Origin of the sequence: Butyricimonas paravirosa, from assembly GCF_032878955.1 — a bacterium.
Taxonomy (GTDB): domain Bacteria; phylum Bacteroidota; class Bacteroidia; order Bacteroidales; family Marinifilaceae; genus Butyricimonas; species Butyricimonas paravirosa.
Genome location: NZ_CP043839.1, coordinates 5,013,305 through 5,037,819, shown reverse-complemented (window position 1 = coordinate 5,037,819; position 24,515 = coordinate 5,013,305). Strand labels below are relative to the sequence as shown.

The following is a 24,515-nucleotide window of genomic DNA, read 5'->3' as shown; positions in this document are numbered from 1 at the left end:
AAGACAGCCGACTGCAATCAGTCGGCTGTCTTTTTATATTGAAACGATTTCACCTTTACTTATTTTCCTTCTCGGTGATAATCAATTTATCGTTTTCTTTATCATAACCGACATCCAGTTCCGTTCCTTCCGCTATACCTTTAATAATCACCTCGGCCAATTCATCCTCCAGATATTTCTGGATAGCTCGTTTCAGCGGACGGGCCCCGTACTGCGGGTCATATCCTTTCTCGATAATAAAGTCTTTCGCCTCTTTCGAGATCGTGATCACCAAACCGAGATCATTTACCCGCTTGAACAGGCTCTTCAACTCGATATCGATAATCTTGTAAATATCCTCTTTGGTCAAAGGATTAAACATGATAATATCGTCAATACGATTCAGGAACTCCGGCGAGAAGGCATTTTTCAACGCTTTCTGAACAACCCCTCTCGCATACTCGCTATTTCCTTCCATGTTCTGGGAACCGAAACCAATTCCCCGGCCGAAATCTTTCAACTGACGGCTACCGATATTAGAGGTCATAATCACGATCGTGTTCTTGAAATCCACTTTCCGCCCCAGACTATCAGTCAACTGTCCGTCGTCCAACAACTGCAACAGAATATTGAACACGTCCGGATGAGCCTTTTCGATTTCGTCCAGCAACACGACAGAATACGGTTTACGACGTACTTTCTCGGTCAACTGCCCGCCTTCCTCGTATCCCACGTACCCCGGAGGCGCCCCTACCAATCGGGACACGGCGAATTTTTCCATGTATTCACTCATGTCAATCCGGATCAACGCATCCTCGGTATCAAACAAGTAACGGGCCAGCACCTTGGCTAACTGTGTCTTTCCGACACCCGTCGGCCCCAAGAAAATAAATGAACCGATCGGACGATTCGGATCTTTCAGTCCGGCACGATTCCGGTGTATGGCTTTCACGATTTTCTCGATCGCCTCCTTCTGTCCGACAACACTCTCGCTCAATTCATCGTGCATCTGCAACAACTTCATCCCCTCGGTCTTGGCAATACGTTTCACTGGAACCCCGGTCATCATGGCCACCACCTCGGCAATATGCTCTTCGGTCACGGTCACCCGGTTTTCCTGCAAATCCCGCTCCCAATTTACTTTCTCTTCTTCCAATTGTTTCAACAACTGCCGTTCCTTATCCCGGAAAGCGGCTGCCACCTCGAAATTCTGTTGTTTCACGGCCTCCTTCTTCTTCTCCTTCACCTCTTCCACGTCCTTCTCCAACTGTTCGATAATCGGCGGCACATTTATATTGGAAATATGTACTCTCGACCCCGCCTCATCCAAGGCATCAATCGCCTTATCCGGCAAAGCCCGATCGGAGATATAACGGGTTGTTAACTTCACACAGGCCTTGATAGCCTCATCCGTGTAACGCACGTTATGATGATCCTCGTAACGGGACTTAATATTATTCAAAATTTCTACCGTCTCGTCAAACGAGGTCGGTTCCACCAGCACCTTTTGGAAACGACGTTCCAAAGCACCGTCCTTCTCTATATTCTGGCGATACTCGTCTAGCGTCGTAGCCCCGATACATTGAATTTCTCCGCGAGCCAACGCCGGTTTCAACATATTGGCCGCATCCAGATTACCCCCGGAACCTCCGGCCCCGACAATCGTGTGAATCTCATCAATAAACAAAATGATATTCCGGTTCTTCGCCAGCTCGGCAAGAATCGCTTTCATTCGTTCCTCGAATTGACCCCGGTACTTCGTACCTGCCACGATAGAGGCTATATCCAGCGAAATCACCCGCTTGTCAAACAGTACCCGAGACACCTTTTTTTGAACAATACGCAAGGCAAGTCCCTCGGCAATAGCCGATTTACCAACCCCCGGATCACCGATCAACACCGGGTTATTCTTCTTACGGCGACTCAGAATCTGTGCCAGACGTTCGATCTCCCGGTCACGTCCCACGATCGGGTCCAAAGCTCCCTCTTCCGCGGCTTTCGTGATGTCATTTCCGAAATTATCCAGCACGGGAGTATCAGATTTGGAAGAAACAGGACCTCCTTGACGATAAGGATTATACATAGAAGATTCATCGTCTCCGTCCTCCGGATCATCCCCCTCGTCATTAAATTCGGATTGCATCCGCATCTTCTCTTTTAGTACGGCTTCTTTAAAGATGTCGTAATCAATATTCATCGTTTTAAATAGCTTCGTCACAAAGCCAGCTTGATTCCTCAATATTGCCAGCATCACGTGTTCCGAGTCTAATTCGTCATCACCCAGATCCCACGCCTCGTCGGACACGCGTTTCAACACGCTATTCGCCGCCAATGTAAAGTCAAGACTTTCCACCTTGTCGGATTTATAACGTTTCCCCTCCAAGCGTTGCTCTATCTTATCTTTCACCTCGTAAAAATCCAACCCTAAAGACATTAATATATCAATCGCCCTTCCACTTCTCAACTTCAGCAATCCCAAAAACAAATGCTCCGGGTAAATCTTGGAATTCCCCAGTCGTTTTGCTTCTTCTCCTGCCGAAGTCATGATCTGTTTTAGTCGTCTCGTATCTTCTTTTCCCATATTTTCAATGCCGCCCTTCCACGGCTTTACTTGTTACTTTTTATTTATCGTAAAGATAAACTATATACTTTAATATTCAAAATAAGTCCACAAGCATTTACAACGTATAAAATATACCAATCTTTATGAACTCATTAATGTGTTAAACTCTTTTTCGGTCAAAATAGTTACATTTAACTTCTGTGCTTTTTGCATTTTACTCCCGGCATTCTCTCCTGCCAAAAGATAAGTCGTCTTGTTAGACACTGAATCACTGACTTTTCCCCCGGCTTTCAGGATAATTGCCTTAAAATGCTCGCGTGGCAGCGAAAGAGTTCCCGTGATCACGAAGGTTGTTCCGGCCAACTGATCGGATTCTCCCTCTTCTTCCTGTATTGTCCCGCTAATACCATATTGCAAAAAGCGTTCCATCATCTCCCGGTTCTCCGTCCTTTCGAAATAACGGATCACGCTACCAGCCATCTGATCCCCGATATCCTCGACCTCCGTCAACTGTTCAAACGTCGCGTCCATCAACTTCCGGATGTCCTTAAAATGACGGGCCAGATTCCTCGATGCCGTCTCCCCGATATAGCGAATCCCCAGAGCATTAATGAATTCCGGCAAATTCCGTTGTTTCGATTTCTCTATTCCGGCAATAAGATTATCCACCGATTTTTCTTGTAAACGATACACGCTCAACGTGTTCATTTTACGGATAAACTTTTCTTTTCCCTGTAAAAAACGAGACACTCGCTCGGCATCCTCACGTGACATTTCGTCAGTCTCCGCAATCTCATCCAGTGTTGCCGTGTAAAGACGATAAATATAATCGAACTTAACAGACAGTAATTCAGCCTTATGGAAATCAATTCCGGGTATATCCAACGCGTAAATTACCACATCCAACGGTAGCATATCCACCTCACCGGCCTGCTTTAAACGCTCCAGCGACTCGTTGAACGGCATCCGGAAATACTCCAGCATTTTATTGATATTCTTCTCCCGATCACCGGTGAATTGCAGGCTCCCGACAGCCATCAACTCCTCTTTCGAGGCCCCGGCCAATTTCGTCAGGCTACCGAAATGTTCTGCCAAAACATCCGCATTTTTGGCAGATATATTCTTCATCCCGATCTCGAAAGCATAAATCACTTTCCCCAACGGGATACTGGTCATCACGTAACTCTCCGGGTAAAGAATCTTTTCCAACCCGATCAATTCTTCCCGACGGGACGGCAGAGTATAAATATCCGCAACATCCTGAATAAACCCTTTCGTCAGCAATAAATCAATGGTCTCCCCCCCATTCCCTCTATATCCATCGCCTTCCGGCTCACGAAATGTTCCAGTTTCCCGGCTATCTGCGGGGGACAGTGATCCTCGTTCGGGCAATAATGATTTGCCTCCCCTTCATGACGAATCAACGGGGTACCACATTCCGGACAATGCGTGATAAACTCGATTACCGGGGCATCTGCCACTCTCTTTTCCACGTCCACCCCCACGATCTTCGGGATAATCTCTCCCCCTTTCTCCACGTACACCATATCGTGCAGGTGCAAATCCAACTCCCGGATAATATCTTCATTATGCAGTGAGGCCCGTTTCACGGTAGTCCCCGCGATATGAACGGGTTCTAGGTTGGCCACCGGGGTAATCGAACCGGTACGTCCCACCTGGTAATCCACGCTAAGTAACCGGGTCTCCACTCGCTCCGCCTTGAACTTGTAGGCCACCGCCCACCGGGGAGATTTCGCCGTGTATCCCAACTGCAACTGCTGCCTGATACTGTTCACCTTAATCACAATCCCGTCAATCGGCACAGGGAGATTCTTCCGTTCCACATCCCATTTGTGAATAAAATCAAGAATCTCGTCTATATTGTGACATAACCCGATATACGGGGGAATATTAAAACCCCATTCCCTCGCTTTCATCAAATTCCCGTAATGTGTCGGGGTCAACGTGATTTCTCCCGGCACGTAATATAAATAACAATCCAACTGCCGCTTGGCAACAATGGAAGAATTCTGCAACTTCAACGTACCTGCCGCCGCGTTCCGCGGGTTGGCAAATAAAGCCTCTCCCGCCTCCAGTCGTTCCTCGTTCAATCGATTAAACACGGCAAAAGGCATCAGAATTTCCCCCCGAATCTCGAATTCTGCAGGATAATCCTCCCCCTGCATATGCAATGGAACCGTTCGAATAGTCCGTACATTAGTTGTCACGTCATCCCCCTTCACGCCATCACCCCTCGTCACCGCCACCTGCAAATTCCCATCTTCATAGCGCAGGCTGATAGAAGTCCCGTCATACTTTAACTCGCAGACATACTCCACGTCATCCCCCCCGATACCTTTTCGCACCCGTTCATCAAAATCCCGGATCTCCTGCTCGCTATACGTGTTCGCCAATGACATCATGCCATATTTATGCGCCACCTGCACGAACTCATTCGTCGTGTCGTTCCCCACCCGCTGCGTCGGTGAATTCGGATCAAACATTTCCGGATGCTCTGCCTCCAACCGTTCCAGCTCATGCATTAACTCGTCAAACTTCTGATCGGTAATCTCCGGCTCATTCTTCACATAGTACAGGTAGTTGTAATGCTCCAACAACTTTCTCAACTCAACAATTCTATCCATAACAGTTTCAAGTTACAAGTTACAGGTTACAAGTTAAAATCCCAGACGTATTCAGGTCATAACCTGCAATTTACAACCTGTAACTTGTAACCACGATGAAAAAGAGATTCGATCTCTTTTTCATCGTGTACAAAGATAATTGTTCTTGATGGAGATTGTGGGAAAAAATAATTATTTTAGCGGAATAATTTTATAAAAAAATAAACCACAAGCTACTACACATGAGACACAAACATACCTCGTTTTTCTTAAATTCCCTGACAATAGGCATATTACTTATATTCACACTTGTCACTCCCGGTAAAGCCCAATTTGTCGATCTCGGACAAGACCCATGCAGTACACGCTGGCGACAAATCAAAACGGATAACTTCCAGATCATCTACCCTGATTTCTTCGAGGATAATGCGCAATACCTGGCAAATATTTACGAGAAGCTATACGCCCACGCCAATACCCTCGGCATCAAACCCAAAAGAATGTCCATGATCGTGCGGGCGAATGGTGGCGTGTCAAACGGGAACGCGGGCTGGGCTCCCAAGAAGAGTGAACTCTACACGGCTCCCCCGCAGGATGTCAGCGACGCTTGGCTGGAACACTTGTGTATTCATGAATTCCGCCACGTTGTACAGTACGACAAGGTAAACCAAGGTTTCACGAAAGCATTATACTATATCTTCGGAGAACAAATCACGATGGCCGTCATCGGGGTATATGTCCCCATGTGGTTCCTAGAAGGAGATGCCACGGTATTCGAAACCTCCGTCGGAAAAAGCGGTCGGGGACGTTCACCCGAATTTCTTAACGAAATGAAAGCCCAGATCACGGAAAAAGGAATATACACCTACTATAAGGCCGTACTCGGCTCCTATAAAGATTTTGTTCCCAACCACTACGCCCTCGGCTATTACATGGTCGGGAACAGCCGTGTTCACTACGGTCCCGGTATCTGGCAAGATGCCCTCTCCCGGGTTGGAAAACGTCCTTACGGAATCACGCCTTTTGCCCGCAGCCTCAAACTCACGATGAACGAAAAACGAGACTCCATCTGGTCATCCCGTCATTTCCAGTCCCTTTTCGTCAATCCTGACAGCGTGAAACAAGCCAACACCCATTGTGATGCCAAACGCACGCTCTACCGGGATAACTTCAGCGAACTCCAACAAATATGGAAACAAGAGTCCGACCAAGTACCCCACTCATTCGATACCATCACGACCGCAAACAAGATATACACGAACTACCATTACCCGACAGCCACCCCAACCGGACAAATCATTGCCTACAAGGAAGGATTGGCTCAAGAAGGAGCCTTGGTCATCCTACACCCGGACAAAGACGAGATCATCACCCGAACGGGAATCATGTATGATTATAAATTTGCCTATCAGGACGAAACGCTCGTGTGGTCCGAGTACAAATACCATCCCCGTTGGGAACACGGGGGTAAAATGGTACTCGCCAGCTACGATATACGTCACAAGAAATATCACCGTTACCCCACCCGGCAAAACAGGTATGCCCCTTTTGCCGTGGAGGGAAACTGGGGATTCGTGGAAGTTGACAAAGAAGACAACGCCTCCATCGTGATCCTTGACCACACGTTCCAAAAAGAAATATTCCGGGTAAAAGGCTCCGGAGACGAGCTATTCGTGCATCCCTCCTATGACGGGAAAAACAATATCGTCACCGTGGTGGTATCTTCGAAAGGCAAACACCTTGAATCCATCGATATTCACACGGGCAAACGTACCCCGATCACCGCGTTCACCCCTTACGAGATTGACAATCCGGTTACCGTGAACGACCAGATTATATACCGGGGAGCTTTCGATGCCAACAACTCGTTCTACCGGCAAACCCAACCGCAAGAATTCGGAGCGAACATACTTAACTCCAAATTCGGCCTACGCTACCCGATCGTTTCCCCGAACAAAGATTCACTTTTATTCTCGTTCTATACTTCCGACGGGTATAAACCGGGTAAAATTGCCATAAGCCAATTAGAAAACAAAGCAATAGACACCCAGACCTTCCGTATCGCCGACAGCGTGACACGACAGGAAAACTGGCAATTCAAGCTAACCGCCGACTCCACCTACGCCAGTCGGAAATACAATAAAACCTCCCACCTATTCAACTTCCATAGCTGGGGCCCCATCTTCCCGGACGCTGAAGACGTGGACATCGATTTCGGATTAGCCGTCAGCTCGCAAAACAAGCTAAGCACCCTGTTCCTAACCGCAGGATTCGTGAGAGGAAAAGGTTACGAACACGGCAACTGGCAGGTAAAAGCCACCTACAAAGGATTCTGGCCCACCCTGCAACTGGAATTCAAGAGCGGACGCAATGACGATTTCATGCAAGACTACGCAATAAAAACCGTTCAAACCCAAGAAATCGACACGATTCGTTCCATTTATAAATCACAACGCACGAAAGGAACGGCCACTGTACAATTCCCGTTCAACATTTCCCGGAAAAACTATTCCCGTTATATCATCCCTTACGTGAAATATGAAATTCAAGCCATACACTCGATAACACAGAGGCGTTCCTACTTGTTGGACCACAACCGGTGGACCAGCCTGCCTTCCAACAACCCGTATAACTCCGTACTCACCAACCCGGATGATGTAAAACTCCAGATCATACGCTACGGGCTTGTCCTCAATAACCAAACCCGGACAAGTCAACGGGACATCTATCCCCGCTGGGGACAACGCTTGGAAGTCGGGTACGCCCACACGCCATTCGACGGATTGGACTACGGCAACACGAAATGGGCAGAAGGACGTTTGTATCTTCCCGGATTCTGGAAACATCACTCTTGGACGCTCTACTTCGGTCATCAACTGAAATCGGATAAAACAACCAACTACTACGGGAACCAGATTTACTCTCCCCGGGGAGCCTCTCTCTACGGGTACAACCTATCAACGTTGAAAATATCTTACGCCTTGCCGTTCTGGTACCCGGATGCCCACATCGGACCACTTGTCTACATGAAACGGTTCACGGCAGAACCCTTCTTTGATACCGGCTGGGAGAAAAATCGCTATTGGAACAAAACCTATCACTCCTATGGCGTGGAAATTTCAGCCGACACCCATTTCTTCCGTCTCCCGTTCCCCGTAAACATCGGTTTCAGAACCGGATACGAAACAAAAAGCAACTCCATGTTTGTCGATATGCTCTTCTCGGTGGCCTTCACCATTTGATAGATTCAAAATATTCGGATTCCCAAACTTTGAGAATCCGATTTTTTTTGATTACCTTAGGAGCAATCAAAAAACAAACTTATGACTCTAAAGGAAATTGCTGCGTTATCAAATGCCCGGGTGATTCACGAAAACGGCCATCTCGACAAGGTCATCCGTCACGCTTTTGCTGCCGACTTGATGAGCGACGTCCTCCGGTTAGACACCAGCGAGATGATCCTCATCACGGGACTAGCCAACTTACAGGTGATTCGCACGGCAGAAATGTCTGACATCAGTTTCATTCTATTTGTTCGAGGAAAACAAGCCTCCCCCGATATGGTAGAATTAGCCAAAGAGTGTAACATCGCTATCTTACAAAGCAAGCAGAGCATGTTCAAAGTCTGCGGACTTCTGTACGAAGCAGGGCTAGAGCCCATTTATTAAAAACAAGCATTATGGAATTCAACTACAACATCGAAGGAGGAAACTTTTCACGTGCCGGTACTGCCTCAAGCGAGGTAAAAAAGATACTGAAACAACTCAACGTGAACCCCGCCGTACTGAAACGCATCGTGGTTGCCCTCTACGAAGCAGAGGTTAACGTGGTTGCACACGCTTACGAAGGAACCATGCAAGTGTCTATCGATCCCACCGTCATCACCGTCGTCATCAGCGACCGGGGGCCCGGAATACCGGACATAGACCTAGCCATGCAGGAAGGATATTCCACCGCCTCCCCCGAAGTCCGGGAAATGGGATTCGGAGCTGGAATGGGTCTCCCGAATATGCAGAAAAACTGCGACAAACTAACCATCGAATCCAAAGTAAACGAGGGAACAAAAGTCACGATGACTACTTTTTTTTAACCGCACGCGGCAGTTTAAAAAGTTACAGGTTACAAGTTGAGCCTTCGGCTCTAAAAGTTAAAAGACAAAAACTGAAAGATAAAAGAAGTTTAGAATGAAAAAGATTCCGTGATTGCCAATTCGATGATTGGGTGATTAAAATCACTTAATCGAAAATCATTAAATCACTTAATCGATAGGATCTAAAATTTAAAATCTAAAATTAATCATGGAACCGTTTTACCACGCCTTAAAAGTTGCCAGTACAGCCTGCATCGGATGCACGCACTGCATGAGCCTCTGCCCCACGCAGGCCATCCGCATTAAAGGTGGTTTGGCGACGATAAACAAAAATGCTTGCGTCGACTGCGGCAAATGCCTCAAGTCGTGCCCGCAACATGCGATATACGTGGAGCAGGACGATTTCAACCAAATATTCAATTTCAAACACCGGATCATCCTTCTCCCGACAGTCCTTTTCGGACAATTCTCGGAAGAAATCACGGAACAACAAATCTTCGCGGAACTCCACCAGATGGGGTTCACGGAAGTAATCGAGGTGGCACAGGCATCGGGTATCCTAGCAAAAGCCATACAACGTTACATGGAAAAGAACTCTTACGAGCGTCCCTTCATCTCGTCCTTCTGCCCGGCAATCGTCCGCTTGATACAGGTACGTTTTCCCTCGCTGATAGACCATATCGTCCCGTTAAAACAAGCCATGGACCTGGCAGCCATCTTCGCCCGTAAAAAATATCTCGATAAGGGTATTTCGCCGGATGAAGTCGGTATATTCTACGTCACTCCATGCGCCGCAAAAATCGCGGCAGTAAAAAGCCCGGTCGGCGACGATCAATCCAACATCGACGGAGTTATCAACTTGAATTTCATTTATAACAAAATACAACTGGGCCTCACGCAACACCGGGATCAACCCGTGGGAACGGTAACCGAACGCACGTACCTCTCCCCCGAATCCATCGCCTGGGACTTGTCGGAAGGCGAGGCCTCTAAATTTGAAGGTCGCTGCCTGGCCATTGACGAGATCCACAACGTGATCGACATACTCGAAAAAATAGAAAATGATGAACTCACGGACATCGATTTTCTTGAACTACGAGCCTGTGACCACTCCTGCGCCGGCGGTGCGCTTGTCGTGAATAACCGATTCTTGACCATCGAACGCCTGCGCAAACGGATGCAAGCCAGCAAACACGAACAACAGCAACCCGATTTCGATGACATTCAAGAATACGAATCCTACCTTTTCAAACAAGGTAAACTCAGCGGGAAAATCCCACCGCGTTCCATCGAACAACTCGACGAGAATATGCTTGTCGCCATGGAAAAGATGGAAAAATTAAACCGCATCATGCACGTTCTCCCGCAAATCGACTGCGGGGCCTGCGGCGCCCCGGCCTGCCACACGCTGGCAAGGGATGTCGTTCAGGGAAAGGCGAAACTCAATCAATGCGTGTTTATGCAAAAACTCCTGTGCAACGAGGCCTTGATGACACCGGAAGAATCCCTTGAACTTTCAGAAAAAACTTGGGGATTAAAAAGATTTGGAGAATAAACAAGATAAAATATATTCACGAAAACCACAAACTACAAATTATGACAGTACAAGACATTGTTTCCCAGCTAAACCTCACGGTATGTTCCGGACAAGAAGGTTTACAACGAGAAGTTAAAGGCGGCTACACGTCCGACTTGCTAAGTGATGTCATGGGACATGCCCAAGAAGGAGATGTATGGGTTACCCTGCAAACACACAAAAACGTCATGGCTATCGCCTCCTTGAAAGAAATCGCGGCCATCATTCTGGTCAAAGGACACCTCCCGGAAGAAGATACGCTGGAAGAAAGCAATAACGAAAACATCCCCATTCTCTCCAGCCCGTTACAGACTTTCGAAATCACGGGACAATTGTACAAACTACTTCACCCGTAATCACGAATTTCATGGAAATCCGGGCCGATCTACACATACACACCGTGCTGTCACCTTGCGGGGATCTCGACATGAGTCCCGCAAACATCATCGGTATGGCATTACAGAAAGGCCTGTCCCTCATCGGGATTTCCGACCATAACTCCACCCGGCAAGCCCCCGTGATCCAGCAACTGGGCGAACAACAAGGGCTACGGGTTCTTTGTGGGACGGAAGTCAACACGGCGGAAGAAGTTCACGCCCTCGCATACTTCCCCACCTTGGAACGCCTTACCGCATTCCAGCACTTCCTCGATCTCCATCTCCCGAACATAAAAAACAACCCGGACAAATTCGGTTACCAAGTCGTGGTGGATGCCGAAGAACAGATCACATACGAAGAAGAACGACTTCTGATCACGGCCTTGGATGTCGATATAAACACGATCGAACGTACCGTCCATGCGCTGGACGGCATCTTCATCCCGGCCCATATCGACAAATCCCGTTTCAGCATTCTCTCTCAACTCGGATTCGTCCCCAAAGACTTGAAATGCGAGGCTCTTGAACTCAGTCCTCACACGACACGGGAACAATTTCTTCAACAGAACGCATACCTGTCCGGATATAAATTTATCCGCTCTTCCGACGCACATTACGTTGACGACATCGGTAAAGTTTTCACGAGCCTCTCGCTACCGGACTTGTCATTCGATTCCATCCGGGTAGCCATCACCCGTTAATTTAAAATTTGCAGGATTATGTTTTTAGACACCATGTCACCGGAAGCCATCGTCAAAGAGGCAAGACGCGATACCACCGCAATTCTGAACAAGAGGGATTTCTTCATCAACATGCATCGCCGGGAAATCCTGTTCGCCAAGAAATTTCCCGTATCATTTCAAATCGAGTGGAAATCCCCCCTCACGCACAACCAATGGCATATCATCATCGCATGTAACAACAAAAAGGAACGGGAGAACCTGGACGTTTACTATTACTCCACTTACGAGACTTACAGAGGTGCCGGCATCATATTCCCCGTTTACAACATGAGAACCGAAGAACTCGTTTTCAGCAGGTACACGGGACACTTTTTCAGTCGTTACCGCACACGCCACCTAGTACCCAATAATCTCTACACACCCGGTATGGACGTGATCCGGCATTATGTAGATCACAACAGTAGTTACTTTTACCCGCAAACCGATGCGGAAAAAAGATTCACGTGTTGCCTCACGGACGGCATTGCCCTAGGTATTTGCGAGAAAGGTCTCGACACGTTCCGCACTTTCATCTCACACGATATGCTATTCAAAATACAAGAGAGAGTCCTCCATTCCAGCATCGAACACCAACGTCTTCTCGATGATTTCATCAACGACAAACTCCCTGCCTCCTATCAAGAATACAACCTCCAAGGAAGAGTGGGAAGAGTTGCCGGGCCGGAACCCGCCCCCAAACTATCACTCGACGACGTGAAAGATCTATTAAAAAACAAACCCAGAATTCCCCTCTTCTCCCCACCTTGCGGGAAAATCGAACTGGAAGACTAGAAGAAAAAATAATTCCTCAAAACAACTTATCTAACAAAAATCCATTTATGACCTTAAAATATCCCTAAATCCGTGTTTTAACATTCATGAATTTAACGATATTCGATAAAAAATTGATTTTAACTAATGTAAAATAATGTTATCAAAACATCATCATTCTGCTATCATATTGCGAGCCGCTCCCATTCCGCTCCCATTCCTCCCCTATTCCCCCTCTATTCCCCCTCTATTAAAATATAAAATTATTGTAGTATCATAGTAATTATTAACACTAGAATAAGTATCTTATAACAATTTGATCACAGAATAATAACTCTATCAAACAGAAATTCTATCAGAAAACCCATTTTACCGGGACATAACTCCACAAGATTTTTTATAGCAAAAAACGAACGTTTATTAACGTCACAAATATAGGCATTTTTTACTAAAGCAAACCAATATTGCTTATTTTTTAATATTCTATCGATCAGATAGAAAGCAAATCAAACATTAACATTCTCCATTTTATTGATGGTCAGCATTTCAATATAATGAAACGTTCATTTTTTGACACGAAGAACAAACTCCTATGGATAGTCAGAACACATTGCCCATCAAGAAATTACTCGTTGCCGAAGACAACGAAAGTAATTTTCTTTTAGTCATGACTATCCTGAAAAGAGATTACCAGATCATTCATGCCCTCGACGGCTTGGAGGCCATTCAAAAATACCGGCAGTACAGCCCGGACGCCATCCTTATGGATCTTAAAATGCCAAACATGGATGGATTGGAAGCCACTCGTGAAATCCGGAAATTAAATACAGGTATCCCCATCATCGTCGTGAGCGCTTTCGCCTTCGACAGCGACAAACAAGAGGCAAGCAAAGCCGGTTGTACAGACTACCTTACGAAACCGATCGACTCTCGTTTATTAAAAGAAACTCTGAAGAAATACCTTTCCTGAAAATAAAACAAAATTCGCACGAAATAGAGCTATTTTTCGATATACGAATCACAAAAATCAACGAATTGCAATACAGAATAATTTCTACATTAGAAACAATCTATATAATACCAAGTTGATAACAAATCTCTTGTTCCTATTGATAAATTAATTATATTTGGAACGATTTTTCATGCGATTGAAATTAAATCATAGGGAAAAGATAAAAACTATAAGAATGTGTGCTTCTCATTCAAGAAAAAATAGAGTAATTAATACAGGTATTGAATGCAAACGTTATCGGACCATATCTTAGATATTGCCCAAAACTCGATACGAGCCCAAGCCTCTCGTGTTGAAATTGACCTGCAAGAGAATATAACGGAAGATTCTCTTGTCATCACGATCAGAGATAACGGGTGTGGCATGGACGAAAACACGGTTGCAAAAGTTACCGATCCTTTTTTCACGAGTAGAACCGTGCGTAAAGTCGGGCTGGGCATCCCTTTATTCAAACAGAATGCAGAGGCAACAGGAGGAACCTTGAAAATAAAATCAAAACCGGGAAAAGGTACCACAATCGAGGCAAATTTCGGTCTTTCACACTGGGACAGACCACCCATGGGTGATATTGCCGGGAGCATCGTGATTCTCGTGTCGGCAAATCCCGGGATCGACTTTATTTACCGTCATTCCACGGAAAAAGGGAAATACACGTTCGACACGAATGAAGTAAAAGAGATACTGGAGGGAGTACCTCTAAATGACCCGGAAATCGTTATGGCATTAAAACAAATGATCCGGGAAAACATAAAAGAGATTACACAAACAAGTTAAAACAAAATAACCTTAATCATTTTATATGGAAAAAATCAAATCACTCGCGGACCTCAAACGCATCAAAGAAAACGTGCAGACGAAGATTGATCTTCGGGAGAAAAGTGAACAGGTTGAAAGCCTGATCCAGATTAAAGTGGCTATGGCAACTTGCGGAATCGCCGCGGGTAGTAAGGACACCATGAACTACTTTATCGAAAACCTGGAGAAAAACGGGATTGCTGCCGTGGTTACACAAACGGGATGCATGGGGTACTGTTACGCGGAACCGACCGTGGAAATCACAAAACCGGGGAAAGACCCGATCGTGTTCGGACATGTAACGACCGAAAGAGCCGAAGAAATCATTCAGAAATACCTGAAGAATGACGAGCTCGTGGCCGACATCATTCCGGTAAATTTTGAAACAATCTAAAACAAAAAAGGACAGCTAGAACAACTAATCAAAACCTTGAATCTATGAGTTATAAAATGCATATCCTCGTTTGTGGTGGAACGGGATGTAGAGCATCTGCCAGTCACCAGATTATTACCAGACTGGAAGAATGTTTAAAAGAGAAAAACCTGGAAGACGAAGTTCAGGTCATCGCAACCGGTTGTTTCGGTTTCTGTGAAAAAGGACCGATCGTGAAAGTCATGCCTGACAATACCTTCTACGTACAGGTTAAGCCGGATGACGCCGAGGAAATTGTAAATGAACATGTTATCAAAGGACGTAAAGTCGAAAGATTATTATATAAGGATCCGGAAAAGAAAGAAGCGGTAAGCGACTCGAAACACATGGGTTTCTACAAGAAACAACTGCGGATCGCCTTGCGTAACTGCGGATTCATTGACCCGGAAAATATTGAAGAATACATCGCACGTGAAGGATATTCCGCGCTAGCGAAATGTATCAACGAGATGAAACCGGAAGAAGTGATCAACGAGATCAAATTATCCGGACTTCGCGGTCGTGGAGGTGGTGGGTTCCCTACCGGATTGAAATGGGAATTCGCGAGCAAATACCAGGCAGACCAGAAATACGTGGTTTGTAATGCTGACGAAGGAGACCCGGGAGCATTCATGGACCGCTCCATCATGGAAGGCGACCCACATTCAGTGATTGAGGCTATGGCCATCTGCGGGTACAGCATCGGGGCTACCAAAGGATTAGTTTACATCCGCGCCGAATACCCGCTTGCCATTCAACGCCTGAAAACAGCCATCCACCAAGCCGAAGAATTCGGTTTACTGGGTGAAAACATTTTCGGAAGTGATTTCTCGTTCAATATCGAACTACGCTACGGGGCAGGAGCTTTCGTTTGCGGTGAGGAAACAGCATTGATCCACTCCATGGAAGGACACCGTGGAGAACCCACGATGAAACCACCCTTCCCGGCTGAATCAGGTTACCTGAACCGCCCGACCAACGTGAACAACGTAGAAACTTTGGCTAATATCCCGGCGATCATCATGAAGGGAGCTAACTGGTTCAACAAAATCGGAACGGAACGTTCCAAGGGAACCAAGGTATTCGCCCTTGCCGGAAAAATCAATAACGTGGGATTGATCGAGGTTCCCATGGGAACTACCCTTCGTGAAGTGATTTACGAGATCGGTGGCGGTATCAAAAACGGTAAAAAATTCAAAGCCGTGCAAACCGGAGGTCCCTCCGGCGGTTGCTTGACCGAGAAACACTTGGATGTACCGATCGATTTCGACAACCTTCTGGCATCCGGTTCCATGATGGGTTCCGGTGGTATGATCGTGATGGACGAGGACGACTGCATGGTATCTGTTGCTAAATTCTATCTCGAATTCACGGTGGAAGAATCCTGCGGTAAATGTACCCCCTGTCGTATCGGTAACAAACGCCTGCATGACATTCTGGAAAAAATTACCCAAGGTAAGGGAACCATGGAAGACCTGGATATGTTGAAAAACCTGGGTCGCGTGATCAAGGATACCGCTCTTTGTGGTTTAGGACAAACTTCCCCTAACCCGATATTATCAACGATAGACAACTTCTACGACGAGTACCTGGCACACATTAAGGACAAGAAATGCCCGGCAGGAAAATGTAAGGCATTACTGATGTACCACATTGATCCGGAACTCTGTATCGGATGCGGACTCTGCGCCCGCAACTGCCCGGTAGACGCTATCGTCGGAGAACGTAAAGAACCGCATTTCATCAACACGGCAAAATGTATCAAGTGTGGAGCTTGTATGGAGAAATGTAAGTTCAAAGCAGTAAGCACGAGATAATTTAAAATTTAGAATTTAAAATTTAGAATTGCTTCGGCAGTTGAGGAAGTTTTTATTATGAACGAGAATATTACACTAAAAATAGATAACCGAGAGATCAGTGTTCCCAAGGGGACCACGATTCTTGAAGCAGCCCGGGACATGGGTATCGACATACCTACCCTTTGCTACATGAACCTGAAGGATTTGTGCATCAAAAACGCCCCGGCATCCTGCCGTCTTTGCGTGGTTGAGGTTGAAGGCAGAAAGAACCTGGCTCCCTCGTGTGCCACTCGCTGCGAGAACGGCATGAACGTACACACGAACACGATCCGGGTACTGAACGCCCGCAGGACCGTGTTGGAACTCATGTTGTCCGACCACCCGTCAGACTGTCTGGTGTGTGCCAAATCCGGTAATTGCGAATTGCAATCCGTAGCTATTAAATTGGGTATCCGGGAAATTCCTTTCGAGGGAGAGAAAACGGAATTCAGAGTTGACCTGTCCCCTTCTATCCGCCGGGATGCCACGAAATGTATTTATTGCCGTCGTTGCGAGATGATGTGTAATGAAGTGCAGACCGTGGGTGCGCTGGGTGCCGTTAACCGGGGATTCAGCTCCGTCGTGATGCCCGCATTCGACCAGTCACTGCAAGATTCCGAATGTACTTTCTGCGGACAGTGCGTTGCCGTATGTCCCGTGGGAGCCTTGACGGAACTGGATCACACGAACCGCCTGATCAAAGATTTAGCTGATCCGGACAAGACCGTGATCGTGCAAACCGCCCCGGCCGTCCGTGCCGCCTTGGGTGAAGAGTTCGCTCTTCCAGCAGGAACTTCTGTTACCGGAAAAATGGTGGCCGCTTTACGCAAACTGGGCTTTGCCAAGGTATTCGACACCGACTTCGCAGCCGACTTGACCATCATGGAGGAAGGCACCGAATTACTGGGTCGTCTGGGAGCATTCCTGAATGGCGATAAATCGGTGAAATTACCGATCATCACCTCTTGCTGCCCGGGTTGGGTGAATTTCTTCGAGAAACAATTCCCGGATTTACTGGATATGCCGTCAAGTGCCCGTTCACCACAACAAATGTTCGGGTCTATAGCCAAGACATACTGGGCCGAAAAAATGGGTATCAAACGTGAAAACCTCATCGTGGTATCCGTGATGCCTTGTCTGGCCAAGAAATTCGAGTGTGAAAGAGACGAGTTCAAGACAAACGGGGACCCGGATGTAAATTACTCCATCTCTACCCGAGAGTTAGCCGCGTTGATCAAACAGACCAATATCAATTTCATGCAACTGGAAGACGAAGACTTCGACGCACCGCTGGGAGAATCCACGGGTGCTGCCGTAATCTTCGGGGCAACCGGAGGCGTGATGGAGGCCGCCTTACGTACAGCTTACGAAATCCACACGGGTAAAACCTTGGATAACGTGAACTTTGAAGGTGTCAGAGGTATCGAGAATCTGAAAGAAGCCACGATTGATGTCGACGGATTCGAATTGAAAGTAGCCGTGGCACACGGTTTAGGAAATGCCCGCAAGCTCATGAACGAAATCAGAGCCGGTAAATCCAAATACCATGCTATCGAGATTATGGCCTGCCCCGGTGGATGTATCGGTGGTGGAGGTCAGCCCTTGCACCATGGAGATTCTTCTTTGTTGAAAGCACGTACACGGGCTCTTTACACGGAAGACAGCGAAAAATCGCTCCGGAAATCCCACCAGAACCCGTACATCATCTCGTTGTACGAAGAGTTCTTGGGCAAACCCATGAGCGAAAGAGCCCATCATTTGCTGCATACGTGCTACTTTAACAGAGGAAAAGAGATTATTGAACAATAATATTCGAAGTTATCATTATGACACAAATAACATTAGCGAAGTGCAAAGTTGACCAACTGGTAAAACTGTGTGAAGAATTCGGGAACCAACCGGGAGAGTTAATTAACATCTTGCACAAAGCACAAGGCTTGATCGGCTACCTGCCCAGAGAGGTGCAGGAAGTGATCGCCCGTCAACTAGATATACCCGTATCCAAAGTGTACGGGGTGGTGACCTTCTATTCTTTCTTCTCAATGACCCCGAAAGGGGAACACCCGATCTCCGTGTGCATGGGAACCGCTTGCTACGTTCGGGGTGCAGAGAAAGTTCTGGATGAATTCAAACGTATCCTAAAAGTAAATGTCGGAGAGACTACCCCAGACGGGAAGTTCTCTCTAACCAGCTTGCGGTGTGTGGGCGCCTGCGGACTTGCCCCGGTTGTACTGATCGGTGAAAAAGTTTACGGACGGGTTACCCCCGGAGAAGTAGAGAAAATTCTAAAAGAATTTGAATAAGAAACATAAAAGGCGGTCGATTGACCGCCTTTTATGTTAGTTGCAAGTTACAAGTTAACAGGTTACAAGTTCATACGATACCAACCTGTAACTTGTTAATCTGTAACTGATTTGTCTGGAATAAAATCACTTTATCGGAATTGTAAAATTAAAGTTTGAACCGACACCTTCTTCAGAGGTAAACCACAAGCGCCCATGATTTTTGCTCACGAAATCTTTACACAATAATAGGCCCAAACCGGAGCCTTCCTCGCTATTCGTACCAAAGGTCGTGAAATGCGTGGCCTCATTTAACAGTTTTCCTTGATCTTCTTTTTTGATCCCACAGCCTCTATCAGACACGGTGACAAGTACTTCTTTACCATTCCCCTCTCCCGTCTTGTTCTCATCGGCAACATCTTGAATCTTCACGTGTACCATAACAACGGTATCTTTATGACTAAATTTAATCGCATTCGAAATCAAATTACGCACGACGGATTTTATCATCTCGATGTCGACGATAACATTGATAAACTCGACTTCTGAATTCAATTCCAAGGAAATTGACTTGCTCTCCGCTATCGGCTTAAACACCTCAATAACCCCATCAACCAAACCGACCATATCTATCGGTTGCGGAACATTGGATAACTTACCCAACTGACTCTTGGTCCATTTTAACAGATTATCTAATAAAGAAAATACTTCCTCTGCCGTTTTATTGGTCATTTCCAACATCTCGAACACGTCCCCCGGAACGGTTTGCGGGTCGATACTCATCATAATCGTGTTACACAACATCTTGATGGAGGCCATCGGGGAGCGCAGATCATGAGCAATCACGGAATAAAGTTTATCCCTACCGGCTATTGTCTTTCTTAATTCCTCGGTCTGACGTAGAATAATTCGTCTGGCATCCACCAGAGAAAGTTGATGTTCCACCCGGATCAACAGCTCTTCCCGACGAAAAGGTTTCGATATAAAATCATTCGCCCCGAGTTGGAACCCCTTCACAACACTTGCCGAGTCATTCAACGCGGTCAAAAATATAATCGGAATTTCAGCTTGTTCCGGCTCCACCTTCAAACGTCCTGCCACCTCAAACCCGTCCATATCGGGCATCATAACATCCAACAAAATCAAATCCGGATGTTCACTTTTCACTTTTTCCAAAGCTTCCGTCCCGTTCATTGCGTACACGATACCAAACCCCTCACGCCCAAGCAAAGCTTTTAACAACAGCACATTTGACTGAACATCATCCACCACTAATATTTTATATTCAGCAGGATTTATTTTCATACACTTCATTTTTTAATTAACGCACGTAAACGCTGTTACAAATGTACAAACTATAATTTATTTTCGAGACATCTTTCAATCATAGTTTTCAACTTTTCAGCCTCTAACGGTTTGGGCATATATTCGTTACATCCGGCAGCAAGAGCCATTTCACGATCCGTTTCAAAAGCAAAGGCCGTGGTAGCTATAATTGGAATGGTTGGATTCAATTCCCGGATAATCCCAGCCGCAGACAGGCCATCCAATCCCGGCATCCGGACATCCATTAAAATTAAATCCGGTTTACTCGATTCGTATTTTGTCACCACGTCAATCCCGTCATTCGCTCTTAGCACGGAATAGCGCTCTTCCAGTATAGCCTTGACCAACTCGTAGTTACAATCCATATCTTCCGCTACCAATATTAACGGTTTATTCTGTTCTCCTGCAACCGGAAACGTACCATTATAAGGTATTGAAAAATAGAAACAAGACCCGACACCAAGCTCGGATTCTACCCAGATTTCTCCACCCATTTTGTCCAGAATGGATTTACAGATAGACAACCCTAACCCGAAGCCCTGTTTTAACAAATCCAGCTTTTCAAAACGCCCGAATACATTATTCAATTTTTCTGCCGGAATCCCGCTCCCGGTATCTCGCACATATCCTTCCATCATATCTCCCTTCAACTTGTACCCGAGAGTGATTGACCCTTTTTCTGTATATTTTATAGCATTGGAAATCAAATTTGAATAGAGTTGTCTCAAACGGTGAGAATCGGAAACAATCGTCAGAGATGCCACGGGTCGCTTGAAAATTACCTTCACGTCATTCTTTATCCGCATCTGATGCATTTGCCGTAACTCCTCGCACAACTCGTCCATCTGTATATTCTCATCTATAAATTCCATTTTACCGGATTCGATGCGAGATAAATCAAGAATATCATTAATCAGATGCAGCAATAAATTACTATTCGCCTTGACAATATCCAAATATTCTTCCCGTTCACATTCACTTTCCGTGTGAGCAATCACCTCGGAAAAACCGACAATAGCGTTCAACGGAGTCCGAATTTCGTGACTAACATTAGCCAAAAAGGCCGATTTCAAACGATCCGATTCTTCCGCCCGTTGCTTGGCCTCGATTAAAGCCTGTTCATCATCTCTTCTTTTTTGAATATCAGCAATAAAACCCAGAATTTTCGTAACTTTTCCTCGTTCGTCAAATTCCTGAGCCACCCCTTTTAAATCCACCCATTTATACTCCCCGGTATTTAATAAATCTAACCGGAGTTCCAGCCCAATCTTACACGACTCACCCGCCAAAAGACTATTATAAATAGCCTCAAAAATTCCCCGATCATCCGGATAAATACTGGCAATAAAAGTGGTCATACGAAAAAAGTCATCATGAAATTCCTTTCGATCAACGCCGTACGCCTTGAATAATTCATCCCCGATTTCGATTTTCCCGCTGACAATATCTGCAAACCAGGGGAAAACGTTACCGGCCTCTAACATTAACGATAACCTGACCACGTTATCCGCCAAGAACTTTTCTGTTCGTTTCACTACCACATTCTCACATACATCACCTTCATTTTCCCCCTCGCTCTCCCCGTTCTTTGCTTGTTGGAAAATCTCTTCTTGCAATTTCCCGACTTTTCCTTGCAGCTCATGACACAAATTTTCTTGCGCCAACAACTTTCTAACGAGTTCTTCTCTCGTAAGGCTTTCATATACACCCATTCTATATTTCGATTAAAATCGACGAAATGTACAAAAAAAATAAACATTTCTCACATTTACACAAACAAAAATAAGGCTATTTTGTAACAATGTTGTATCTTTGTGCTGTTAAAAGAAGGTGATATATGAGTAAAAACATTCTGATAGTGGATGATAAGCCTGAAATAGCGAAAGTCATCACGATCCAACTATCCAAGGATTATAATGTACATTCGGAAGGAAATCCGATTGAAGCTCTTGCATGGATGCACGCAGGAAACATTCCCGATCTTATTATATCGGACGTAAATATGCCGGAAATGGACGGAAGAACATTCCTCAAGCAGCTAAAAGCAAGCTCCACGTTCAATTTTATACCCGTTATTATTTTATCCAGCCTGGAGAGCAGTAACGACCGAATTGAATTGCTGGAGGCAGGAGCCTCTGACTTCGTGCTAAAACCTTTCAACCCGCAGGAGCTGAAGATCAGAGTACGTAATTTATTGCGGTAAAGATATGTACACGTACTATATCGGGGAAAACACGGACTGGATAAACAAAATATCACACTGTCTGAATTGTCAAGTTATTACTTTCAATAACCCGATTAAAACGATTTTGTGCATCAATGAACAATCGAAGAAAGATATATCCCCTACCTATATCTTCGTCGAATCATACAATAAAAAAAGGGATTTACAATGGTTGAATGCCATCGCTCAAGGCGATCTGAAGAACACGTATCTACTACTGCTTTCAGAGAAGATTGCAAAAGAAGATATTGTGGACTATCTTCATGCTGGCACTAGCGAAATCGTCAATATCAACACAACCCCGGAAGATTTACAAACGACATTGGCTTTCCTGCCTAAAATAAAACAGCACACGACAGTTCATGTTCAAAATAATCCCCGGAGATTCAAGCTCCCTTGGTGGAAAAGAACATTTGACATTCTCTTTTCCGGGACGGCAATTATTTGCCTCTCCCCGTTTCTGATTGTAACGGCACTTGCCATCCGGATCGAAAGTAAAGGTCCTATTATATATAAATCCAAACGAGTCGGAAGTAATTACGACATATTTGATTTCCTCAAATTCCGTTCCATGTACGTGGATGCGGACAAACGCCTGAAGGAATTCGAGGCCTTGAATCAATACCGGGAAGAAACACAAGATCAACAGGCTCATACCGAAACTTCCCCAACCTCCAATCAAACCAACGAGACTCTTCTCGTGGCCGATGATTTCATCACGACAGAAAAACAATTATTAAAGAACAGACGGAAACAACAGAAAAATGCTTTCGTCAAATTCGAGAACGATCCCCGAATTACCAAAGTCGGACGTTTCATCCGTAAATATAGCATTGATGAACTTCCTCAACTGGTTAATATACTGAAAGGAGATATGTCCATCGTCGGCAACCGCCCCCTCCCCTTATACGAGGCGGAATTACTAACCACGGACGAATACATCGAGCGTTTCATGGCACCTGCCGGACTCACCGGTTTATGGCAAGTAGAAAAAAGAGGTGACCAAGGAGCCCTTTCCGCAGAAGAAAGAAAACAACTAGATATAAAATATGCCCGCAACTTTTCGTTCGGGAACGATATAAAGATCATTTGCAAAACATTCACGGCGTTTGTGCAAAAAGAGAATGTGTGATTAACAATATTTTAAAATATGGGTGCTAAATATATTATTATAGCCTGTTTATTATGTGCTGATTTTGTTTGCCTTGCTCAAGAGAAACAGAAAAGGGATTCTATTCTTCCTTATGAAAGTTTCGTTCCGCAAACATTAACAACCAATGAATATATTAACTATCAATTACCTCCACTGGACTCGCTTTTTGAAGGAGCTAAAACAAATCCCCGGCTGAAAGCAATAGGCGCATCTATCGAGGCTGCCCGTAATGACCTAAAGGCAACCAAACGAGATTGGTTACAATACTTTTCCGTACGAGCCGGGTACACGTATGGAATTCTCGGAACATATACCGATCAAGAAAGCCAGTATACACCCTTAACAACCGTATATTCCGGAGCAACTCAAAATAGCTGGTCCATAGGAGCCAATATCATTATTCCTTTCAACAGGTTCTTCAGCCATCGGGTAAACGTGAAAAAACAAAAAGAACTTGTCAAGAATGCAGAGTACACGCAACAGATTAAATTCGATGAAATCAAAAACGAAATTATCGAATTATATTGCAACATTCAATACCAATTGAAATTGTTAAAGCTAGCAACAGAGTCCATTACCCTGTATAACGCAGAATATCAGGTAGCGGAGCTTGACTATATCAATAACAAAAACAACAAGGACAGGTCGCTAAGTGACTTGAAACATTCACAGAAAGTGGCAAAAATTGAATATGAGAAAATCATAAATGAATTAAACATCATGTTCTTAAAGCTTGAACTCATCAGTAATATTCATTTTAGAAACCAATAG

Annotated in this window: 20 protein-coding genes and 1 pseudogene; 16 read left to right on the top strand and 5 right to left on the bottom strand. The window is 45.4% G+C overall.

Annotated features, from left to right (window positions below):
• Window positions 1-55 precede the first annotated feature (55 nt).
• The 3 genes and pseudogenes from F1644_RS20250 to ligA form a co-directional block, all read right to left on the bottom strand.
• Window positions 56-2,560 (bottom strand): ATP-dependent Clp protease ATP-binding subunit, encoded by a 2,505-nt coding sequence (locus F1644_RS20250; protein ID WP_118258399.1) that lies wholly within the window; start codon window positions 2,558-2,560, stop codon window positions 56-58.
• A gap of 123 nt (window positions 2,561-2,683) precedes the next feature.
• Entirely contained in the window at window positions 2,684-3,250 is a 567-nt protein-coding gene (locus F1644_RS22790; protein ID WP_458693314.1) for a helix-hairpin-helix domain-containing protein, read from the bottom strand.
• A gap of 489 nt (window positions 3,251-3,739) precedes the next feature.
• A pseudogene (ligA, locus tag F1644_RS22755) lies at window positions 3,740-5,187 on the bottom strand (NAD-dependent DNA ligase LigA); the annotation flags it as partial.
• Between the two features lie 221 nt (window positions 5,188-5,408).
• Here ligA and F1644_RS20240 point away from each other — a divergent pair.
• The 13 genes from F1644_RS20240 to F1644_RS20180 all read left to right on the top strand — a co-directional run bounded on the left by F1644_RS20240 (window position 5,409) and on the right by F1644_RS20180 (window position 19,062).
• A complete protein-coding gene (locus tag F1644_RS20240; protein WP_118304173.1) occupies window positions 5,409-8,408 on the top strand; it encodes a hypothetical protein in 3,000 nt (999 codons plus the stop codon).
• Window positions 8,409-8,489: 81 nt separating this feature from the next.
• Window positions 8,490-8,834, top strand: coding sequence for a DRTGG domain-containing protein (locus F1644_RS20235; protein ID WP_027199838.1), 345 nt, complete (start codon window positions 8,490-8,492; stop codon window positions 8,832-8,834).
• 11 nt (window positions 8,835-8,845) lie between these two features.
• Window positions 8,846-9,256 carry an ATP-binding protein gene (locus tag F1644_RS20230; protein WP_027199839.1) on the top strand — a complete coding sequence of 137 codons (411 nt, stop codon included), beginning with the start codon at window positions 8,846-8,848 and terminating at the stop codon, window positions 9,254-9,256.
• Window positions 9,257-9,464: 208 nt separating this feature from the next.
• Window positions 9,465-10,811, top strand: coding sequence for a [Fe-Fe] hydrogenase large subunit C-terminal domain-containing protein (locus F1644_RS20225; protein WP_087422366.1), 1,347 nt, complete (start codon window positions 9,465-9,467; stop codon window positions 10,809-10,811).
• Window positions 10,812-10,852: 41 nt separating this feature from the next.
• Complete coding sequence (locus F1644_RS20220; RefSeq protein WP_027199840.1) at window positions 10,853-11,188, top strand: DRTGG domain-containing protein; 336 nt, start codon at window positions 10,853-10,855, stop codon at window positions 11,186-11,188.
• Between the two features lie 11 nt (window positions 11,189-11,199).
• Window positions 11,200-11,910, top strand: coding sequence for a PHP domain-containing protein (locus F1644_RS20215; RefSeq protein ID WP_118304175.1), 711 nt, complete (start codon window positions 11,200-11,202; stop codon window positions 11,908-11,910).
• An 18-nt stretch (window positions 11,911-11,928) separates the two neighbouring features.
• Complete coding sequence (locus F1644_RS20210; protein WP_118304177.1) at window positions 11,929-12,723, top strand: hypothetical protein; 795 nt, start codon at window positions 11,929-11,931, stop codon at window positions 12,721-12,723.
• Window positions 12,724-13,294: 571 nt separating this feature from the next.
• Window positions 13,295-13,672, top strand: coding sequence for a response regulator (locus tag F1644_RS20205; RefSeq protein WP_087422369.1), 378 nt, complete (start codon window positions 13,295-13,297; stop codon window positions 13,670-13,672).
• Between the two features lie 267 nt (window positions 13,673-13,939).
• Window positions 13,940-14,488, top strand: coding sequence for an ATP-binding protein (locus F1644_RS20200; protein ID WP_118304179.1), 549 nt, complete (start codon window positions 13,940-13,942; stop codon window positions 14,486-14,488).
• A 25-nt stretch (window positions 14,489-14,513) separates the two neighbouring features.
• On the top strand, window positions 14,514-14,903 hold the full coding sequence (locus tag F1644_RS20195; RefSeq protein WP_087422371.1) for a (2Fe-2S) ferredoxin domain-containing protein: 390 nt from the start codon (window positions 14,514-14,516) through the stop codon (window positions 14,901-14,903).
• Window positions 14,904-14,947: 44 nt separating this feature from the next.
• Window positions 14,948-16,738, top strand: a complete 1,791-nt coding sequence (locus tag F1644_RS20190) for an NADH-quinone oxidoreductase subunit NuoF (RefSeq protein WP_118304181.1) — start codon at window positions 14,948-14,950, stop codon at window positions 16,736-16,738.
• Window positions 16,739-16,795: 57 nt separating this feature from the next.
• Window positions 16,796-18,568: an NADH-dependent [FeFe] hydrogenase, group A6 gene (locus tag F1644_RS20185; protein ID WP_209279514.1), complete on the top strand. Its 1,773-nt coding sequence runs from the start codon at window positions 16,796-16,798 to the stop codon at window positions 18,566-18,568.
• 17 nt (window positions 18,569-18,585) lie between these two features.
• The gene (locus F1644_RS20180) at window positions 18,586-19,062 is read left to right on the top strand and encodes an NADH-quinone oxidoreductase subunit NuoE family protein (protein WP_087422374.1); all 477 of its coding nucleotides are present in this window, start codon (window positions 18,586-18,588) and stop codon (window positions 19,060-19,062) included.
• A 126-nt stretch (window positions 19,063-19,188) separates the two neighbouring features.
• On the opposite strand, the gene F1644_RS20175 is transcribed toward F1644_RS20180, so the two are convergent.
• Window positions 19,189-20,346 carry a hybrid sensor histidine kinase/response regulator gene (locus F1644_RS20175; protein ID WP_118304185.1) on the bottom strand — a complete coding sequence of 386 codons (1,158 nt, stop codon included), beginning with the start codon at window positions 20,344-20,346 and terminating at the stop codon, window positions 19,189-19,191.
• A 50-nt stretch (window positions 20,347-20,396) separates the two neighbouring features.
• Complete coding sequence (locus tag F1644_RS20170; RefSeq protein ID WP_118304187.1) at window positions 20,397-22,079, bottom strand: hybrid sensor histidine kinase/response regulator; 1,683 nt, start codon at window positions 22,077-22,079, stop codon at window positions 20,397-20,399.
• A gap of 125 nt (window positions 22,080-22,204) precedes the next feature.
• On the opposite strand from F1644_RS20170, the gene F1644_RS20165 reads away from it, so the two are divergent.
• The 3 genes from F1644_RS20165 to F1644_RS20155 are packed head-to-tail and all read left to right on the top strand — an operon-like array spanning window position 22,205 to window position 24,515.
• Window positions 22,205-22,570: a response regulator transcription factor gene (locus F1644_RS20165; RefSeq protein WP_027199850.1), complete on the top strand. Its 366-nt coding sequence runs from the start codon at window positions 22,205-22,207 to the stop codon at window positions 22,568-22,570.
• Between the two features lie 4 nt (window positions 22,571-22,574).
• A complete protein-coding gene (locus F1644_RS20160; protein WP_118304189.1) occupies window positions 22,575-23,723 on the top strand; it encodes a sugar transferase in 1,149 nt (382 codons plus the stop codon).
• 18 nt (window positions 23,724-23,741) lie between these two features.
• Window positions 23,742-24,515 carry a TolC family protein gene (locus F1644_RS20155; protein ID WP_118304191.1) on the top strand — a complete coding sequence of 258 codons (774 nt, stop codon included), beginning with the start codon at window positions 23,742-23,744 and terminating at the stop codon, window positions 24,513-24,515.

What these genes read in the sequence shown, in the direction of transcription:
- F1644_RS20250 (WP_118258399.1), bottom strand. Translation starts at nt 2,560, where the DNA reads ATGGGAAAAGAAGATACGAGACGACTAAAACAGATCATGACTTCGGCA.
- F1644_RS22790 (WP_458693314.1), bottom strand. Translation starts at nt 3,250, where the DNA reads ATGAACACGTTGAGCGTGTATCGTTTACAAGAAAAATCGGTGGATAAT.
- F1644_RS20240 (WP_118304173.1), top strand. Translation starts at nt 5,409, where the DNA reads ATGAGACACAAACATACCTCGTTTTTCTTAAATTCCCTGACAATAGGC.
- F1644_RS20235 (WP_027199838.1), top strand. Translation starts at nt 8,490, where the DNA reads ATGACTCTAAAGGAAATTGCTGCGTTATCAAATGCCCGGGTGATTCAC.
- F1644_RS20230 (WP_027199839.1), top strand. Translation starts at nt 8,846, where the DNA reads ATGGAATTCAACTACAACATCGAAGGAGGAAACTTTTCACGTGCCGGT.
- F1644_RS20225 (WP_087422366.1), top strand. Translation starts at nt 9,465, where the DNA reads ATGGAACCGTTTTACCACGCCTTAAAAGTTGCCAGTACAGCCTGCATC.
- F1644_RS20220 (WP_027199840.1), top strand. Translation starts at nt 10,853, where the DNA reads ATGACAGTACAAGACATTGTTTCCCAGCTAAACCTCACGGTATGTTCC.
- F1644_RS20215 (WP_118304175.1), top strand. Translation starts at nt 11,200, where the DNA reads ATGGAAATCCGGGCCGATCTACACATACACACCGTGCTGTCACCTTGC.
- F1644_RS20210 (WP_118304177.1), top strand. Translation starts at nt 11,929, where the DNA reads ATGTTTTTAGACACCATGTCACCGGAAGCCATCGTCAAAGAGGCAAGA.
- F1644_RS20205 (WP_087422369.1), top strand. Translation starts at nt 13,295, where the DNA reads ATGGATAGTCAGAACACATTGCCCATCAAGAAATTACTCGTTGCCGAA.
- F1644_RS20200 (WP_118304179.1), top strand. Translation starts at nt 13,940, where the DNA reads ATGCAAACGTTATCGGACCATATCTTAGATATTGCCCAAAACTCGATA.
- F1644_RS20195 (WP_087422371.1), top strand. Translation starts at nt 14,514, where the DNA reads ATGGAAAAAATCAAATCACTCGCGGACCTCAAACGCATCAAAGAAAAC.
- F1644_RS20190 (WP_118304181.1), top strand. Translation starts at nt 14,948, where the DNA reads ATGAGTTATAAAATGCATATCCTCGTTTGTGGTGGAACGGGATGTAGA.
- F1644_RS20185 (WP_209279514.1), top strand. Translation starts at nt 16,796, where the DNA reads ATGAACGAGAATATTACACTAAAAATAGATAACCGAGAGATCAGTGTT.
- F1644_RS20180 (WP_087422374.1), top strand. Translation starts at nt 18,586, where the DNA reads ATGACACAAATAACATTAGCGAAGTGCAAAGTTGACCAACTGGTAAAA.
- F1644_RS20175 (WP_118304185.1), bottom strand. Translation starts at nt 20,346, where the DNA reads ATGAAAATAAATCCTGCTGAATATAAAATATTAGTGGTGGATGATGTT.
- F1644_RS20170 (WP_118304187.1), bottom strand. Translation starts at nt 22,079, where the DNA reads ATGGGTGTATATGAAAGCCTTACGAGAGAAGAACTCGTTAGAAAGTTG.
- F1644_RS20165 (WP_027199850.1), top strand. Translation starts at nt 22,205, where the DNA reads ATGAGTAAAAACATTCTGATAGTGGATGATAAGCCTGAAATAGCGAAA.
- F1644_RS20160 (WP_118304189.1), top strand. Translation starts at nt 22,575, where the DNA reads ATGTACACGTACTATATCGGGGAAAACACGGACTGGATAAACAAAATA.
- F1644_RS20155 (WP_118304191.1), top strand. Translation starts at nt 23,742, where the DNA reads ATGGGTGCTAAATATATTATTATAGCCTGTTTATTATGTGCTGATTTT.